The organism is Paenibacillus germinis, from assembly GCF_013141785.1.
Classification (GTDB): Bacteria; Bacillota; Bacilli; order Paenibacillales; family NBRC-103111; genus Paenibacillus_E; species Paenibacillus_E phytorum.
This window is the reverse complement of the sequence record NZ_WHOC01000028.1, coordinates 116,830-134,174: the sequence shown is the minus strand read 5'-3', so window position 1 is coordinate 134,174 and position 17,345 is coordinate 116,830. Positions and strand designations below refer to the sequence as shown.

The 17,345-nt window shown below is 45.1% G+C and carries 15 protein-coding genes; 2 read left to right on the top strand and 13 right to left on the bottom strand.

The annotated features are described in order from the left end of the window. Positions 1-32: 32 nt before the first annotated feature. The 13 genes from GC102_RS06430 to GC102_RS06370 all read right to left on the bottom strand — a co-directional run bounded on the left by GC102_RS06430 (position 33) and on the right by GC102_RS06370 (position 14,448). On the bottom strand, positions 33-1,541 hold the full coding sequence (locus tag GC102_RS06430) for an extracellular solute-binding protein (protein WP_171688718.1): 1,509 nt from the start codon (positions 1,539-1,541) through the stop codon (positions 33-35). Positions 1,542-1,595: 54 nt separating this feature from the next. Further along, positions 1,596-2,477, bottom strand: a complete 882-nt coding sequence (locus GC102_RS06425) for a carbohydrate ABC transporter permease (RefSeq protein WP_171688717.1) — start codon at positions 2,475-2,477, stop codon at positions 1,596-1,598. 22 nt (positions 2,478-2,499) lie between these two features. Continuing rightward, the gene (locus tag GC102_RS06420) at positions 2,500-3,432 is read right to left on the bottom strand and encodes an ABC transporter permease (protein ID WP_246320761.1); all 933 of its coding nucleotides are present in this window, start codon (positions 3,430-3,432) and stop codon (positions 2,500-2,502) included. A 337-nt stretch (positions 3,433-3,769) separates the two neighbouring features. Beyond that, positions 3,770-4,471, bottom strand: coding sequence for a FadR/GntR family transcriptional regulator (locus GC102_RS06415; protein WP_171688715.1), 702 nt, complete (start codon positions 4,469-4,471; stop codon positions 3,770-3,772). A gap of 90 nt (positions 4,472-4,561) precedes the next feature. Next, positions 4,562-5,704, bottom strand: coding sequence for a glycerate kinase (locus tag GC102_RS06410; protein ID WP_171688714.1), 1,143 nt, complete (start codon positions 5,702-5,704; stop codon positions 4,562-4,564). 107 nt (positions 5,705-5,811) lie between these two features. Further along, positions 5,812-6,699 (bottom strand): 2-hydroxy-3-oxopropionate reductase, encoded by an 888-nt coding sequence (garR, locus tag GC102_RS06405; RefSeq protein ID WP_171688713.1) that lies wholly within the window; start codon positions 6,697-6,699, stop codon positions 5,812-5,814. Continuing rightward, positions 6,699-7,589, bottom strand: coding sequence for a 4-hydroxy-tetrahydrodipicolinate synthase (dapA, locus tag GC102_RS06400; protein WP_171688712.1), 891 nt, complete (start codon positions 7,587-7,589; stop codon positions 6,699-6,701). The genes garR and dapA overlap by 1 nt, the downstream gene beginning before the upstream one ends. Before the next feature lie 35 nt (positions 7,590-7,624). Then, positions 7,625-8,989 carry a glucarate dehydratase gene (gene gudD / locus GC102_RS06395; RefSeq protein ID WP_216627961.1) on the bottom strand — a complete coding sequence of 455 codons (1,365 nt, stop codon included), beginning with the start codon at positions 8,987-8,989 and terminating at the stop codon, positions 7,625-7,627. A gap of 273 nt (positions 8,990-9,262) precedes the next feature. After that, positions 9,263-10,291 (bottom strand): mannonate dehydratase, encoded by a 1,029-nt coding sequence (locus GC102_RS06390; RefSeq protein WP_171688711.1) that lies wholly within the window; start codon positions 10,289-10,291, stop codon positions 9,263-9,265. A gap of 28 nt (positions 10,292-10,319) precedes the next feature. Next, positions 10,320-11,159, bottom strand: a complete 840-nt coding sequence (locus GC102_RS06385) for a carbohydrate ABC transporter permease (RefSeq protein WP_171688710.1) — start codon at positions 11,157-11,159, stop codon at positions 10,320-10,322. Between the two features lie 11 nt (positions 11,160-11,170). After that, positions 11,171-12,049, bottom strand: a complete 879-nt coding sequence (locus GC102_RS06380) for a carbohydrate ABC transporter permease (protein WP_216627960.1) — start codon at positions 12,047-12,049, stop codon at positions 11,171-11,173. 39 nt (positions 12,050-12,088) lie between these two features. After that, on the bottom strand, positions 12,089-13,426 hold the full coding sequence (locus GC102_RS06375; RefSeq protein WP_171688709.1) for an ABC transporter substrate-binding protein: 1,338 nt from the start codon (positions 13,424-13,426) through the stop codon (positions 12,089-12,091). 29 nt (positions 13,427-13,455) lie between these two features. Then, a complete protein-coding gene (locus GC102_RS06370) occupies positions 13,456-14,448 on the bottom strand; it encodes a mannonate dehydratase (protein WP_216627959.1) in 993 nt (330 codons plus the stop codon). 259 nt (positions 14,449-14,707) lie between these two features. On the opposite strand from GC102_RS06370, the gene GC102_RS40270 reads away from it, so the two are divergent. Continuing rightward, positions 14,708-15,433, top strand: coding sequence for a response regulator transcription factor (locus GC102_RS40270; RefSeq protein ID WP_171688707.1), 726 nt, complete (start codon positions 14,708-14,710; stop codon positions 15,431-15,433). A 24-nt stretch (positions 15,434-15,457) separates the two neighbouring features. Then, positions 15,458-17,218 carry a sensor histidine kinase gene (locus GC102_RS06360; RefSeq protein WP_171688706.1) on the top strand — a complete coding sequence of 587 codons (1,761 nt, stop codon included), beginning with the start codon at positions 15,458-15,460 and terminating at the stop codon, positions 17,216-17,218. Positions 17,219-17,345 lie beyond the last annotated feature (127 nt).

The window sequence follows — 17,345 nt, the reverse complement described above, 5'->3', positions numbered from 1 at the left end:
CCTATGCATACAAATGCTAGAACTAGAGTGTCTTACTTCTTCTGCTTCGCATACTCGGCCGTATATTCTTCAATCACCTTGTCACCGCCGGCTTTTCTCCATTTATCCACTTCTGCTTGCCAACCAGCCTCATCAATTTTCCCCATAATAAATTTGGTTTGGGCATCACGAATTAATGTATCCAATTCTCCGCCTTTTTCAGAATACATCTTGGAGTTCATCGTTAACGCCACATTGGGCACCACATTCTTCAGGTTGTCGGCAATGACCTTCCAACCCTTCGCCTGCAAATCTGATAATTTCAGAGGCAGACCCGTTCCGGTTACCTCAAATGAAGGCAGACTGTCACGATAAGGCTTAACTTCGAGATTAAATTGGGTCAAGTCTTTAAACTCCGCTTTTCCGTCAGCCGTCTTAGTAAAATGTTTGCCTTCAATCCCTCTGGTTAAAAGTGTCGACATCTCTGGCTCCAGCAGTTTATCGAAGAAGCCCAGCAGTCGCTTTAATTCCGCTTCTGACTTGACACTCGATTTCGGGAAGACGAAGAAGCCATTATTGCCAGGCTCAGCCGGTACACGATTGCCTGACGGCCCCATATAAGGTGCAATATCAACTACACCATTAGGTACAGCTTTTTTTAGATTGTCTTGCGAGGTCGCAGCTGCCGAGGCAACGGTATTAACCCGAATCCCTACCTTGCCTGCATTCCATTTATTATCGGCATCAGCTGTTTGTACAACGGAAAAGTCCTGATTGATTAATTTCTCCTGATATAGTCTGCGAAGCAGCTTCATGGACTCGAAATATGGTTTGGTCATAAATTCAGCTGTCACCTTACCTCCTTCTATACCCCATTTATTCGGTGCTCCCTGAGAAACGGCGAGTCGGGTCAGAAAGGAGCTGCTGGCAACCGGGTCGTTATAGGACTTATCAAGAAAAATACCATACGAATCGTTCTGACCATTCTTATCAGGATCCTTCTCCGCGATGGTCTTCATGAGGTTATACCAGTCATCTAAGGCTACCGGCGTCTTTAGGCCAAGTTCATCAAACCAATCCTTCCGGTACGTGATACCGGCACGGCCAATGTCCCGGTACAGAGGCAAACTATATAACTTGCCATCAACCTTTAAATTTTCATAATACAGTGCGTTGACACCTGATAAGTTTTTATAATCCTTTAACAAAGGGCCGATTTCCCAAAACAAGCCGGATTGGATCGCGCTAAGCGTAGTGGCGTTCGACGTAATTTTAAATGCTTTGGGCATTTCATTAGAGGCAATCATGATGTTTTTCTTATCTTCGAAAGCAGCGGATGGAATCCATTGCATATCGATTTTTGAATTCGTATATTTCTCGATAGCCTGCTCCACTTCACTGCCTTTTTTCGGAGCTTCTCCGATTTGAGGCGTAGCAATAGTAACTGTAAGCGGCGTATTATCCTGCTGTGCAATTGGTGAACTCTTCTCGCCTGCACACCCCGTTAAAGCACTTACAGTCGTCAGCAATGAAACCACAGTAATAAAGCGCTTAATTACCATACATAACCCCTCCTGAATGTTTCTTTATGTAAACGGACACTCTTCGAGAAAGAGTTATCCTTTTACCGATCCTAATAGCACACCCTTGGCAAAATGCTTCTGTAAGAACGGGTAGACGAGCACAATCGGGACGGTCGCGACTACAATGGAAGCCATTCGAATGGTCTGCGGTAAAAAGTCGGTTGGATCTTGCTGTGATGTGGTATTCCCGATTTGATCCTGAGATAACAAAACAATTTGTCTCAAAATAACCTGGACCGGAAATTTCTCCGCATCGTTCATATACATCACCGCATTAAAGAATGTATTCCAATGTCCTACGGCATAGAAAAGTCCGAAGGTAGCCATCGCCGGCATCGATAATGGCAAAATAATACGAAACAAAATCCCTACATCATTACAGCCATCGATCTTCGCCGAATCTACCAAGCTGTCGGGAATTTGCTGAAAAAAGTTCTTGAGCACGATTAAATTAAATGCGCTTATAGCGGTCGGAATCATCAGGGACCAGTACGTGTTGATCATACCAAAGGCCTTAACTACAAAGTAGGTCGGGATCAAGCCTCCGCTGAACAGCATCGTAATTAAAATCATGAGAAGTATCGTCCGGCGCCCTCGTAAGGTCGCTTTAGCCAACGGGTAAGCGGTAAACGAGGTCAACAGCAAGTTGATCAACGTTCCGAACACCGTAATATAAATCGAGATTAGAATACTCCGAACCATCGTATCGGTTGAAAAGATGTATTTATATGCCCCCAAGGTAAACTTCGAAGGAAATAAGAGCAGCCCGCCTTTAGCCACCTCCTCTGGGGAAGCAAAAGACATTGAAACGATATATACGAAGGGAATGATTGTGATTAGGGATACAAGGGTCAACAACGAATAGTTTACCGTATTAAACAGCCGATTGCTCCAATTCTTATCTTCTGCCAGCATATTGACAGCCTCCTGACGCTTTTTAATATACGCCTTCTTCGCCGAATTTTTTCGCTATCCAATTGGATCCGAGTACTAGGACAAGCCCTACCAGGGATTTAAACATCCCGACCGCGGCACTATAGCTGTATTGTCCTTGCGTCAAGCCTTTCATATATACAAAAGTATCAAACACTTCCCCGACTTCTCGGTTCATGGAGTTAAGCATCAGAAAGATGTGCTCGAAACCCGTGTCCAAAAAACTGCCCAAGCGTAGAATAAACAAGATGACGATCGTACTGCGAATAGCTGGTAATGTAATATGCCACAACTGGCGCCAACGCCCAGCTCCATCCATACGAGCCGCTTCATATAGCTGAAGATCGACTCCAGACAGCGCTGCGAGGAAAATAATCGTTCCCCAGCCTGCCTCTTTCCAGATCGACTGGCTGATGATCATCGGTCTGAACCAATCCTCACTTAGCATGAACGGAATTTTCTCCATACCGATTTTTTGGATCAGTTCGTTTACTACTCCACCTTCAGTTGTAAATAAGACATAGAATATACCAACCGCTACTACCCATGAAATAAAGTGAGGCAAATACAAGAGCGTCTGAGCAAAGCGTTTGAATAGCCCAATACGAACTTCGTTCAACATAAGCGCTAGTACGATAGGCAGCGGGAAGAAAAACACCAAATTATAAATCGCTAACAAAATGGTATTACGGAACAGTATCCAAAACTGAGGTTCTGAAAAAAATCGTTCGAAATGCTTCAGCCCTGCCCAAGGACTATTCATAAAACCTAGATGCGGTTTATAGTCCTCAAAAGCCATGAGTAAGCCAAACATAGGAACATATTTAAAAATGATAAAATATAAAATGCCTGGTAATAAGATTACATACAACCATCGATCCCTAACAATATCCCTTATGAACAAAGATTCTTTAAAGAAACGGTAATTGGTTCTCATTTGTAACTGAGCTTCATACTGCTCGTTCATCCGCCGTCCCCCTGACTGAATTCATCTGTGTATCGATCACAATTCAAATCATAAGTTTTGCGGTTACAACTGGCAATAGTACTGATCGAACCATCTAAATTCTCAGTGAAATTGCAGCTTATAGGATAAAATGGACCCCAGTTACCATTGTTTTCAGTTGCATCGTACTGCCTTAACCTCTGCCCTTTATAGAATTGAAGCATATATACATAATGGTGGATAGAATTGAACGAAAAAAGTCTGCTTGATCTCTGTATCGCAGTCGCGAGAGATTGGCAGACTTTTTAAATGGGCCGTTATGGACCGCTTATTCGTTTTGATATACCTGTAAAAGCTTATTTCGGACATAACTAAGATGGCGGTACATATGAGTAAACGCTTCGTGTGGATCCCGATTAACGAGCGCATTATAGATATCTGTATGGAATTGGACCGTTACATCACGTTCACGTTCCCTAATTTGTCTGTCCATTTTGTCATGAGTGATAAGCAGCGGATCTATCATCCCTTCAATGATCGGATTGTTCGCACTCATTGCAATAATCCGATGAAATTCCTTGTCCGCTTCCCCATAGTTGTTATCAACACTGCCAGCGATTTCATCTATAGTTTCCTTTAATCGTTTCAACTCCTCGTTCGTAATCTTTTCTGCCGCCATGGCCACAAGTCCCAATTCTAATGCCATCCGTGCTTCGATGATCGCTGGAAGGTTGCCAATGGACAAAGCCAGCATTACCGAGAACGGATTGCTGCCGATTTTATTATTAAAATGGGTACCTCCACGGGTTTTTCTCGTAATCACTTCAAGTGCTTCGAGTGAACTTAATGCTTCTCGCAGAACTGGCCGACTCACGCCTAACATATCGATCAGTTCCATCTCGGACGGCAGTTTATCTCCAGGTTTAAGCTGACCGCTGATAAGCAGCTGAACAATGCTGTCAACGACTTGCTTGGGCAGCGTATTTCGTTTAACAGTATCCAATTCAACGCTTCCTTTAGGTTCTACCATATTTACCCTTCTCTCTTAGCTGACTAATACGAATAATCATATTGTAAGACGAATTAGATGAAATAACAATGCAGCCCCATAGCTATGATTTTATTTCATCTTGATTCCAATGCTAATCAATCTGCATATTCTAGCTGTGGCTGTTTGAATAAGCTCTTCAGCCGATTCTATACATTGCTCTAATTCCATGGGCCGGGGCACAATACTCATCAGACCGTCGATCCCATGTTGAAGTACATCCTCAGCGCCTTTACCTAAACCGCCGGACAAGCAGATCGTCGGGATGCCCGCCTGCTTGGCGATCTTAGCCACACCAACAGGGGCTTTACCGTGCGCGGTTTGAAAGTCGGTGGAGCCTTCACCGGTTATGACCAGGTCCGCCTGCTTAAGCTTTTCAGCGAAGTCTGCAGCTTCCAACACGATTTGAATGCCTGGGATCAGCTTCGCATTCGTGAAAAACAACAATCCTGCCCCTACACCGCCGGCTGCACCGGCACCCGGAATTAGTGCAACGTCCCTGCGTGTTGCCAATTGGGCAACAACCGAATAATTCTTAAGCGCATGATCTAATTGAGCCACCATGTCGGATGTGGCACCTTTTTGCGGACCATAAACCGCGGATGCGCCTAACGGCCCGCACAGCGGGTTATCAACGTCGCATGCGACCTTAATATCCGTTTCGGCAATACGCTTATCCAAATCGGATAAATCGATTCGTGCGAGATTGGCAAGAGCCACTCCACCTTGGGGTAGCTCGTTGTTGTCCGAATCCAGGAATTTGACTCCTAAGGCCTGTGCCACTCCCGCTCCGCCGTCATTAGTTGCGCTGCCTCCGATACCTATAATTAGCTTTCGCAGTCCGTAATCAAGAGCCGCTTTGATTAATTGTCCAGTCCCATAAGTCGTCGTCATCAGTGGGTTCCTTTGTTCCCTCGGTACCAATGGTAATCCGGAAGCAGCCGCAAGCTCGATCACCCCGGTTTCTCCATCGCCGAGAATCCCCCAATAGGAGTCGATTTCTTCACCCAAAGGTCCTACTATTTTTTGATGGATCATTTGACCGCCGGTAGACATGATAAGCGCTTCTACCGTACCTTCACCACCATCAGCAATAGGTACCTTGCTCACTGCAGCATGAGGGAATACGTCCCGAATCCCTCGTTCCATCGCATCAGCAACAGCAAGGGCAGATAAGCTCCCTTTATATGAATCGGGTGCCAATATAATACGCATGGTGTTTCTCCCCTCTCTTTCTTTCACACATAAATCTGTATAATTCTATACTTAACAAAGAAAACCCCTTATAGGTGATAAGAGGTTTTCTTCGGATTCTTGGATTCTTACCTATTAACTTCAACCTTTGCCATTTTCTCATAGTAGCGAATCAAGCTGCCGTGGTCGCAATCACCCATTCCATCCACCTTCAAAGCCTGCATCATCTCCATGACGGCAGCCGTCAGCGGTAGAGGCACGCCTACTTCATGGGAGGTTTCCAAGACGTTGCTCAAGTCCTTTATGTGTAGGTTGATACGGAATCCCGGGTCAAAATTGCGGTCCATCACCAGCGGCGCTTTCGCATCTAAGACGGTGCTGCCAGCCAAACCGCCGCGAATCGCCTGATAAACGAGCTCTGGCTGAACGCCAGCCTTGCTGGCGAGCACGAACGCTTCGGACATTGCGGCAATATTAATAGCTACCACGATCTGATTGGCCAGCTTCGTCACATTCCCTGCTCCGATGTCTCCTGTACGTATGACAGAGGCAGCCATTGCTTTTAACACATCAAAACATTGATCGAATACTTCTTTCTTTCCGCCAACCATCACGGAAAGAGTCCCCGCGATCGCCTTAGGCTCTCCCCCGCTCACTGGTGCGTCAAGCATTTCTATCCCTTTTTCCGCCAGCTTCCGACCGATTTCCTGGCTGGTCAGGGGCGCGATCGAACTCATATCGATAACAACGGTTCCTGATTTAGCCCCTTCTATGACGCCATTCGGGCCCAAAACCACTTCATTCACCTGTGGTGAATTCGGGAGCATAGTGATAATGACATCCACCTGCTCAGCCAAAGCTTTAGCTGTTGAGGCCGTCTTGGCTCCCGCCGCTGCAAGCTCAGAACCATTCTTACTCGTATCGAGAACAACTAGCTCATAACCCGCTTTCAACAAGTTTTTACTCATGGGCTTACCCATAATACCCAACCCGATGAATCCTACTTTCATTTTCATTATAGAGCCCCCATCTGCTTCAATATGTCAGCGAGCTTATTTCTATTGATTTCGGAGCAGCTCGTGTTCGGCAAGATCGAGCCTCCCACTTCAAGACCGATGAGGTTCATGGCCTCCTTGGTCACCACCGGAAAACTTGCGAGATTAGAAGCCATGCGAAGAGGAGCCAGCTTAAACTGGGCTTCCAATGCTCCCTGTAGATCACCGGCTATAAACTTCTCATAAATCTCAACGACCAATGCCGGTACAATATTCGCCGTTGAAGCGACACAACCTACAGCGCCGTAAACCAATGAGCCTAAGATCATGACATCCCTTCCCGCCATGACCTTAAATCCTTTATCTCGTGTTCTGCGGATATACTCGGAAGTCAACGTTAGATCGCCGCTGCTATCTTTCACTCCAACGATATTGGGAATATCGGCAAGCCGTTCGATCAAGTTAACGGAAATATTATTCCCCACGCGATCCGGATTGTTATAGAGCAGTACTGGCAAGGCAGTCGCTTCAGCTACTTTACGGAAATGTTGATATAACTCTTCTTCCGAAGGCGTAAGGAACATAGGAGGCAAGATCGTAAGCGCTTGAGCCTTTAACGTTTCGCCAAGTCTGGCTAATTTCACACACTCCTTGGTCGATATGGTCCCAATTCCCATATAAACGGGTACACGCCCTGCTACCTGCTCGATTGTAATCTGAACCGCACGCTCCTGCTGCTCATGATCCAATCCGTAAAACTCTCCGTTACTTCCTAAAGAAAGAATACCGTGCACTCCTCCTGCGATAACGTGCTCGACTACCCTTCGTAGTCCCTGCTCTTCCACGCATTCATCAGCATCAACCGGTGTAACGATAGGCGGTATGACTCCGCGAATAAGACTAAAGTCCATAGTGATCTCTCCTTCATTTCATTTGATTATCTCGCTTACCTTACAAGGCAAGGTTGTTTATGATCGAATTTCCAATCAGGAATCAAATACTGCATAGCCATCGCATCATCACGTGCTCCAAGCGCTTTCTCATTATAAAGCTGGTGCGCTTTCTCAATTTCAACCATATCAATCTCAATGCCCAAACCTGGCTTGTTCGGAACTTCCACCATGCCTCCGACAATTTGGAAAGGCTCTTTGGTCAGACGCTGCCCGTCCTGCCAAATCCAATGGGTATCGATAGCTGTGATTTTTCCCGGTGCAGCAGCAGCGACATGGGTAAACATGGCCAGCGAAATATCAAAATGATTGTTAGAATGCGATCCCCACGTCAGACCCCATTCATGACACATTTGAGCTACTCGGACAGAGCCTTGCATCGTCCAGAAGTGCGGATCGGCAAGTGGAATATCAACCGCGTTCATTTGAATCGTGTGTCCCATCTGGCGCCAATCCGTGGCGATCATGTTCGTAGCTGTCGGCAGCCCGGTAGCACGGCGAAACTCTGCCATGACCTCACGTCCAGAATAACCATTTTCAGCTCCGCAAGGATCTTCGGCATAAGCCAGTACATGGTGTTGATCACGGCAAAGGCGAATTGCTTCAGACAAAGACCATGCGCCGTTAGGATCCAGCGTTATTCTTGCTTGCGGAAAACGTTCGGCTAGCGCGGTGACGGCCTCGATCTCCTCTTCTCCGCGAAGTACGCCGCCCTTCAGCTTGAAGTCATTAAAGCCATATCGCTTGTAAGCCGCTTCAGCCAGTTTCACGACTGCTTCCGGTGTAAGCGTTTCCTCATTGCGCAATCGTGTCCAGTCATCCTCGCTATCCTGTCCGCTCAAGTAAGGAAGCTTCGTTCGATTACGGTCGCCGATATAGAACAAGTAACCTAACATCTCTACGCGGTCACGCTGCTGGCCTTCTCCAAGAAGCGCAGCAACAGGAACACCGAGGAATTTCCCCAGAAGATCTAACAGCGCTGCTTCCAAAGCAGTAACTGCGTGAATTGTGATACGTAGATCGAAGGTCTGCAAACCGCGTCCTCCAGCATCTCGATCACCAAACAGCTTGCGTGCTGTGTTCAGAATGTTATTATATTGACCTATGGATTGACCAATGACGAGCGCCCGTGCATCCTCTAGTGTTTGACGAATCTTTTCACCGCCCGGGACCTCACCAACACCCGTATGGCCTGCGTTATCTTTAAGAATGATGATATTGCGTGTAAAGAAAGGAGCATGTGCACCGCTGAGATTAAGCAGCATGCTGTCGTACCCAGCCACAGGGATGACCTGCATTTCAGTAATGATTGGCGTGCCTGAAAAACGGTTATTCAGTTGCTCATGTTTCATATCCTGCATCAGATTGTTCTCTTCCCTTCATTAAAAAGTAATATAAAATAAGGAAATAGTTATTTATAAGTCATATTGTAAGACAAATTAAATTATACGTCAATTTATTCTTTATGATCTGCGAACTTTGCGTGTTTGGTCCCATTGTTCGGCGAAAACGACTAGAAATAGCCAGGGGTTCTCTTGTTAAGGAGATCCCCTGGCGGTATTTATGCAATGACACATCGTCATGAGCTCCACACAACTGGTGTGATGATGGTCGGAATGACTCCGCGAATAAAACTAGTGTCCATAACGTTTGCCCTCAAACTCCGCCAATGCGGTCAGCAGAGCTCTCACATAACCGATGGAATAGCCCCAACCTATGCTGGATGATTTCCATCCGATGCCCGAATGCGCCCAATTTTGATCTAAATCGATACTGTCGCCTTCCAACTGTGTAATATGATCAGGATTGATACAGCCCTCGTATCCAACCTTCCGCAGTTCGAGTAAAATTTTGAATACATTCAAATCACCATCATCTAGAAGCGCTTCTTCAAAAGCTCCCGCTGTTGGAAGGCTGCCCCTCACATTGCGAAGATGTACCAAACATATTTTCCCTTTGCGCCCATAATGATTGATTTCATCCATGACCAAAGAGCTTCCGCCTTCTTCGGCGCGCGTTCCTACGCAGTATACGAATCCCACGTTTTTACTCGGAAAAGCATCGATAATCCGATGGAAGCCCAGCCCGCCGAAAAGGGTTCCATGGTTTGGCGTATCAGATGGATGAACTGTCAACTTCACGTTATAATCCTCGGCTAAGGGAACCAATGTGCGGAACGCTTCCATAAAGCGGCTCCAAAAGCGCTCCCACTCCTTCAAACTAGGCATTTCAGGCTTATTCTTCATCAAGCCAAGACTTTCTCCCCGAGCTACAGCTCCCCCCCGCTGCACGGCTTTATAGCCGTTCGTCAAAACAGGTGCGGTATCCCCTGCAAAACGCTGCCTTACAATCAGCAAGCCCGCTTCGCCAAATACCTTTACAGCAAGAGATGAATTCTCAAGTTCCTTTTCACAACCTGGTAAATTGTTCATAAACCGATCAGTGAAGTCCGGGAGCGTAACCCGGTTCATATCAAGCCCAAAGGAACGTACACGCCTGCGCAGCTGAAGTAACTGATCCAAATCCGGATAACCCTGCTCTTGCACCCCGGGAAAGGAAGATCCCTTGCCGAAATCTACATAATCGATGCCCAACTGGCACATTTGCTTCAAATCGCGATCCGTTAAATCGCACATATTAACCGTAACCGATATCTTCATCATCGTTAGCCTCCTACTCGCTAGTTAACCCTCACTTGACACCTCCAGCGGCCAATCCGCTTTTTAAAAACCGTTGAGCCAGGAAATACAGTAAAATAGCTGGCAAGGATGCAATGACAGACGAGCCCATGAGCAGTCCCCAGACTGCCTGATCCGAAAATTTAAAGCCGGAAATCCCAATATTGACTGTTTGTTGACCCGGGCTGGTCGTTAATACCAACGCATACAAATATTCGTTCCATGCTAGCGTAAAGGCAAAGGTAGATACAACGGCTATGCCTGGAGAAGCAATAGGTATGATGATTCTGAACAAAGCCTGAAGACTGCTGCATCCGTCGATCAAAGCAGCCTCTTCCAGCTCTTTGGGAATCGCCTTGAAATAGCTAATCAGCATATAGCAGCAGTAAGGTACGATAATCGTCGGATAAACAATCAACAAGGCGTTCTTATTGTCGCTCAAACCAAGCTTACTTACCGCCACGTACATCGGGATAAACAAAACGGCCGTTGGCAGCAGATACGTGTAAATGATACTTTGCGAAAAAAAGATTCTCCCCCGATAACGCAGCCGGGTCATACTGTAGGAGCCCAAAATACTGATGCTGACCGAGATGACGGTAACAAGCGAAGCCACATAAAGGCTGTTTTTCACAAAATTCATAAACTTGGTTTTATGGAACAAATCCTTGTAATGGGATAATGTCCACGTATCTGGAACCAAACCGGGATTCGGTGTATACATGAGATCGTTAGGGGTAAAGGAGGATTTAACCATCCAATACACCGGAAATAACGTCCAGATGGTAAAAATGAAGACAATCGCGTAAATGATGGTCATCTTTCTTATCTTTTTCACAGTAGATCGTTTCATCCTAGTTCCCCCTAATCATCCGTTTTCAGTTTTCTCATGGAGACTACAATCATGACGACTAGAATAGGAACCACGGAACCGGCCACAGCTAGCGCCCGACCCAATAAATTTTGTTGGAAGGCTACTTCATACGTATAAGTGGAAATAACCGCCGATGCATTTAAGGGGCCTCCGCCCGTAATCAAATACACACTCTCAAAATTGTTAAATGTCCAGATGCAAGAAAGCAGCGTAGTAATGGTAATGACTGGCATGATCGAAGGAACTGTAATCGCGAAAAACTGTCGTATCCAGCCCGCTCCGTCAATGGTAGCCGCCTCATACATCTGTGAATCGATGGTCTGTAAGCCGCCGAGCAAACTGAAGATGAAGAAGGGAAGTCCCTTCCAAATGTTCACGATGATGACGGAAACCAGTGCCATATGGAGTCCAGAGGTCCATAAAATAGGTGTATCTATGATGTGAAAACGAAGCAGCAGGGAATTGATAATGCCGTATGTATCATCATACATCCACCGCCAGGTGATGGCGGCCACCATACCTGAGAGAGCCCATGGAATAAGCAGGATCATACGAAAAATTCCACGACCGAAGAAAGTCTCGTTGACCACGACCGCCAGCATCAAACCAACGACTAATTTAATGCCTACACTGAAGATCATATAGATGAAGGTGTTTTTAAGTACCTTCCAATACTCTCTATCTGTGAAAATGTGGAGATAATTGTCAAATCCGATAAATTTGGGGTTCACACCTACCACTTTGTCCGTAAAGCTTAAATAAATGGCATTGATGAATGGGAAACCGATGACCACAAAGATGACAAAAGCCACCGGTAGAATTAATACGTATCCGAGCGTTTTATCATATTTTCTGCTTAACTGTCCCACGCAAGAAATCACCGCCTGACTGCGTATAGTATGACCCCGTTACTTTTTGCCGTATAACTGCTTGACCTCTTGTTCAAGCTGATTAAGAGATTTCTGCGGATCCATCTTCTCCACAACAATTCTTTGCACCGCTCTTGTCGCAAGCTGCATGGATTTGGCCTTGGATCCGAGATCATCCTCAGGACCCGGATAGTTGCTTGAGCCAACAACATCATTAATCATTTTCATCCAGCCTGCGGCTTTATTGTTCGGATCCTTCCAGAATGCCATCTCTTCGGAGCCCTTGAGTACAGGCTGGAATTTCCCGCCCATGACTTCAACAAATTTATTGTAGAAATCTTTATCATAAAATTCGGTAACAAACTTCTTCGCCCACTTGGTGCCTTTGGCATTTTTGAATATGGCGAAGACGTTGCCGCTGCCTAGAATAAAATCACCCTTAGGGCCGGCAAGCTTTGGAATGAGAAGCGTATTTTTCTCAAGCTCTGGTTTGTCCTTCTTGGCCTGATCGTAGATGCTTCCGCTGTTGATAACGAAACCGACCGTCCCCGCGAGATAGGCGTTGTTATTGCCGTTATCGTCCCATGTCACAGAAGATGGCGGCGTTAGGCCTTCTTGCCAAAATTTCGCGAGAAATGTAATCGCCTCCAGCGTCTCTTTGGAATTGACCGTGATATTATTGTCCTTATCGACAATAGCTCCGCCATACGCTAGTATGACATCCCGAACAAAACTCTCGGCATCTCCGCCTCCGGATTGGCCTAACGGGAGACCTACGGCATATATGCCGTTTTTCGGATCGTTGACAATTTTGGCCTGCTCGTAAAGCTCCTGCCACGTTTTCGGTACTGGTAATTTGTGCTTCTCCCAAAGATCTTTGCGCAAGTAGGCTCCGCCCATTTGGAAGGATTGAGGTACCATGAAATATTTATCTGCCACTACGGAAAATTTCTTGGCTCCATCCGTAAAATTGATTTTCGTAATGATGTCCGAAGTGTCCACGAGCTGGTCGGAGGTAACAAACTGCTTGGCAACCGGGTCGTTAGCCACAATAAGATCTGGTGGATTCTTAGCCTCAATCGAGGCCAACAGCTTCGTTTTCAAATCGTTCTGAGCAATGACCACGTATTCAGTATCGACATTGTTCGCCTTTCCGAACTCCTCCACCCGCTGCTTCATAAGATCGTTATAAGCTTGGGTATATTCCCCTTTATCCCAGAAGATAAATTTCTCTTTTGGACCATTAGAAGTGCTTGGCGAAGCAGCTTTATCAATAGATGAAGAAGTATCCGCATTATTACTTGTCGAACATCCTGCAGCAATCATTCCCAACAAAGTAGTTGCTGCTAATACAGAGCTCACTCTATTCCATTTCATAGTCTCACCTCATAATGTAGTATTGTCATTTATATGGCGTACATCGCGCAAAGTAGTGCTTTGAGATACCCGATCGAATAAGCAAGTCCGATTCCGCATGCAGTACGATTGTCGCCACTGTGCCGCTCCCGATCGTCCCCTTCAAGAAAAGGAATGTGATCCGGATTGACACAACCGTCATAGCCTACCTTTTTCAATGCCATTAAAACCTTGAACATATTCAAGTCCCCATCATCCAACAGCGTTTCTTCAAACCCTCCCGAAGTCGGCAGGCTCCCGCGAACATTTCTCATATGAATGAGATGAATGCGTCCTTGTCTTCCATAATGGTTGATTTCATCAAGCACGAGCGATGATCCGCCCGCTTCGGCACGGGTACCGATGCAGTACAGATAGCCTACCTGCTTGCTCGGAAAAGCATCGGTAATTCGATGATAACCCAGACTGCCAAAAGGCGTATCTGCGTTTGGTGTATCCGAAGGGTGCATGGACAGCTTCACATTGAAATCTTCTGCAATCGGGACAAGTTGACCATAAACGATTAGAAAACGTTCCCACCAAGCTTTAAGTTCCTCATAAGTCGGCGTCTCCTGCTGTTGCTTGGTAAGTCCTAAGCTCTCTCCACGGGAGATATACCCTCCACGCAGCACCGCATCGTAACGGGTCATCAACTGATCGAACGTATCCCCAGCAAACCGCTGTCGTACGATGGGTACTCCTGCTTCACCAAATACCTTCATGGCGTTAATCGTATGATCCAGTTCCTTTTCCGAGCCAGGAAGGTTCCTCATGAATCTTTCCGACATATTGGGCAGTGTCACACGGTTGATATCCAGTCCGAAGGAACGGAGTCTGCGTCTAAGCTTTAACAGTTCATCTAAATCAGGGTACCCTTGCTCCTTCACTCCAACGAAGCTGGAGCCGTTCCCGAAATCGAGACAATCCGCCCCCAGCTGTACAAGCTGCTTCAAATAACTATCAGGGTGATCCACTCTTGCTGTTGTTATGGATATTCTGATCAATCTCCTCATCCTTTCGTTAGGAAACGCTTTCAATACCTTGATTATAAAGGATACAGGAAGAATAAAAAGGCGGTTGGTTCCTCTTTTGGTATCATTTATTGGCTCGATAAGGACGAACTGGACGAAGAAGTATCATCTTTTAACAAAAAGTAATCATTACATACTCATTTGACAAATTGAGGGACTACAGCTGCCTATCAATGCTATAATGTGCCTATAAGATGGTTGTTGATTTTTCCAAATAGAGAGGCGGGTCGCTGTGTATAAGCTCCTTATAGCTGATGACGAATATGAAATCAGAAATGGCTTAAGCAACTACTTTCCCTGGGGAGACGTTGGCTTCACGGTCGTGAGTCAGGCTGATAATGGCACTCAGGTAATGGCATATACGGAGAGACATGAGGTGGATGTTATTCTCTGCGATATCCGAATGCCGATTATGACCGGAATCGATGTGGCTAGAGAGCTCTACCTAAAAAAATCACCAATTAAAGTCATTTTTCTAAGCGGTTACAAAGATTTTGAATTCGCCCAACAAGCGCTGATTTACGGCGTAAAAAATTATATCGTCAAGCCGACCAAGTATGATGAACTAATGAATATTTTCTTGAGCATCAAAGAGGAATTAAATCAAGAAAAGAAAAAAGATGCAGCGCAAGAAGGGGCTGTTTCCGATAAAGTGATTTCGGTGATCAAAAATTACGTGAAAGAGCGCTACCGAGATGCTGCCCTAGAGGGTGCTGCGGATTTAGTTCACATGAGCCCTTACTATATTAGCAAGTATTTCAAGCAAAAGACGGGAGAGAATTTTTCGGATTACGTCATTTCCGTTAAGATGGAGAAGGCCGCACAATTTTTAAAGGAAATCGATTATAAAACCTATGAAATCAGCGAAATGATCGGTTACAGCAACCCTAAAAATTTCACCCGCACCTTCAAAAAATATTTTGGCAAAAGCCCGCGTGAATTCAGAAATGCGGAATAAAAATAAAGGACTATACGAAATCGGATGAAAACCTACCATGCATTTTTCCTTAAAAATTTATTCACTTTTTTGATCCCCATGCTTGTACCTATTCTGATCCTAGGCACAATGTCCACGGTCATTATTAAGAGATATGTAACGGAAGAAATTAATCACAACACGACCAATATGCTAAAGCAAACCAAGGAAAATATCGAATTGATCTTTAAACAGCTTGATTCGCTGAACATCCATTTTATGGGCAATTCTATCGAATTTGCGAATTTAAAGAGCCTAATGCTCAAGCCGTCTCTGGAGCTCGATGACTATAAAGTACTTGCAACCATCAAAAATCTGATTGATGCGCCTGCCATGGCGATGCCTTATATCGATTCTGTCTACGTTTATTTAAATAATGACAAAAATCGTTTACTTTCCACAACCTCCGGTGGACTGATCGATTTAAATGAATTTTATGATAAAGCCTGGTTCGACAGCTATAAAAGGCATCAACATGGTGACGATTTGGTATGGACGGAAAACCGAACTATTAAGAAATATAACTTTGAGAATTCTGCCGTAGAGCTTATCAGTCTTTACCGCAAACTGTCCCGCGATCAGGGAGACGGTCTCATCGTGCTCAACATTGACGCCAAATATATCGAGAACCACTTGTCCAATTTGTCCACACTGCAGGATCAAACCCTGCTCATATTAGGCCCGAACGGGGATGTTATGTTTAAAAACAAAAAACTCCCCTATTTTGATCATTTGATTTTTAAAGATCTCGTTTCCGATGGACGTCCCTTCTATGAGACGAACCTGAACGGCCTACCATTTATCGTTTCCAAGCTGAACTCGGATAAGTACGGTTGGACCTACTTATCTATTGCCCCCAAAACATCGTTATATGAAGTTCCCGATCGTTTGAACCTGACCAGCCAGCTGCTCCTGCTGTTCTCCTTTTTATTTGGAAGCGGATTAACGTATTATTTGACCAGAAAAAATTACCGAGATGTGAAAACGATTGTTACGATTTTGGAATCCGCCGAAAACAGCAAGCCGCTGCCTGCTCTACCTTCACGTGTTAAAGACGTTTACAGCTATATCATTCATAGCATCCTAAAAAATTTTATAGAGCAGAACTATTTAAGCATCCAACTGTCCGAACGAAAGTATAAAGCCCAAGCGATGGAATTGATCGCCCTACAGTCACAGCTGAACCCTCATTTTCTATATAATACGCTGGAGACAATCAATTGGAAAATCGCTAGCCTTACCGGAAAACCTGGGAATTTGAACAAAATGGTAGAAAATTTGGCAGATATTTTGCGATATTCCTTGGAAGGGCATAACAAACCGGTTATCCTTCAAAAAGAAATCGCTTATACCTTAAGCTATATCGACATACAGAAGGTTAGATATCACGATAAATTTGATGTTATCTGGGAATATGAGGAGCAGGTCAACAAGTACAATGTGCCAAAGCTCATTTTGCAACCGCTTATTGAAAATAGTATCTACCATGGCATCAAAGTGAAGGAAGGAACCTGCCGAATCAAAATTAAAATCTGGCAATCCGAAGAGATGCTTCACTTAGCCGTGATTGATAACGGAATCGGCATTGGCACAGAAAGGCTTGAGCAAATTAAGTACGAACTCAAACAGGATATCGGCGAAACGGATCATATCGGTCTATACAACACACACAAAAGATTGAAATTGCTTTACGGTGAATCATTCGGCATTAAAATCCGGAGTAAATACGGTTGGGGAACAGCAGTCTACTTAACCATTCCCATATAAATTATCCGGATCATAAGTACATTTATTGATTAATTCTACTGAAGAAAGGACAGACGAATGATTGCATTCGACCTGCCCTTTCTTTAGTATATGCAGGAAATACAACAAGGTCGGCCCCCTTAAGAGG

Excerpts from the sequence above, each read along its gene's own strand:
- garR (WP_171688713.1), bottom strand. The coding sequence starts at position 6,699 with ATGAAAATGAAAGTAGGATTCATCGGGTTGGGTATTATGGGTAAGCCC.
- GC102_RS06425 (WP_171688717.1), bottom strand. The coding sequence starts at position 2,477 with ATGCTGGCAGAAGATAAGAATTGGAGCAATCGGCTGTTTAATACGGTA.
- GC102_RS06420 (WP_246320761.1), bottom strand. The coding sequence starts at position 3,432 with ATGAGAACCAATTACCGTTTCTTTAAAGAATCTTTGTTCATAAGGGAT.
- GC102_RS06410 (WP_171688714.1), bottom strand. The coding sequence starts at position 5,704 with ATGCGTATTATATTGGCACCCGATTCATATAAAGGGAGCTTATCTGCC.
- GC102_RS06430 (WP_171688718.1), bottom strand. The coding sequence starts at position 1,541 with ATGGTAATTAAGCGCTTTATTACTGTGGTTTCATTGCTGACGACTGTA.
- gudD (WP_216627961.1), bottom strand. The coding sequence starts at position 8,989 with ATGCAGGATATGAAACATGAGCAACTGAATAACCGTTTTTCAGGCACG.
- dapA (WP_171688712.1), bottom strand. The coding sequence starts at position 7,589 with ATGGACTTTAGTCTTATTCGCGGAGTCATACCGCCTATCGTTACACCG.
- GC102_RS06360 (WP_171688706.1), top strand. The coding sequence starts at position 15,458 with ATGAAAACCTACCATGCATTTTTCCTTAAAAATTTATTCACTTTTTTG.
- GC102_RS06375 (WP_171688709.1), bottom strand. The coding sequence starts at position 13,426 with ATGAAATGGAATAGAGTGAGCTCTGTATTAGCAGCAACTACTTTGTTG.
- GC102_RS06385 (WP_171688710.1), bottom strand. The coding sequence starts at position 11,159 with ATGAAACGATCTACTGTGAAAAAGATAAGAAAGATGACCATCATTTAC.
- GC102_RS06415 (WP_171688715.1), bottom strand. The coding sequence starts at position 4,471 with ATGGTAGAACCTAAAGGAAGCGTTGAATTGGATACTGTTAAACGAAAT.
- GC102_RS06390 (WP_171688711.1), bottom strand. The coding sequence starts at position 10,291 with ATGATGAAGATATCGGTTACGGTTAATATGTGCGATTTAACGGATCGC.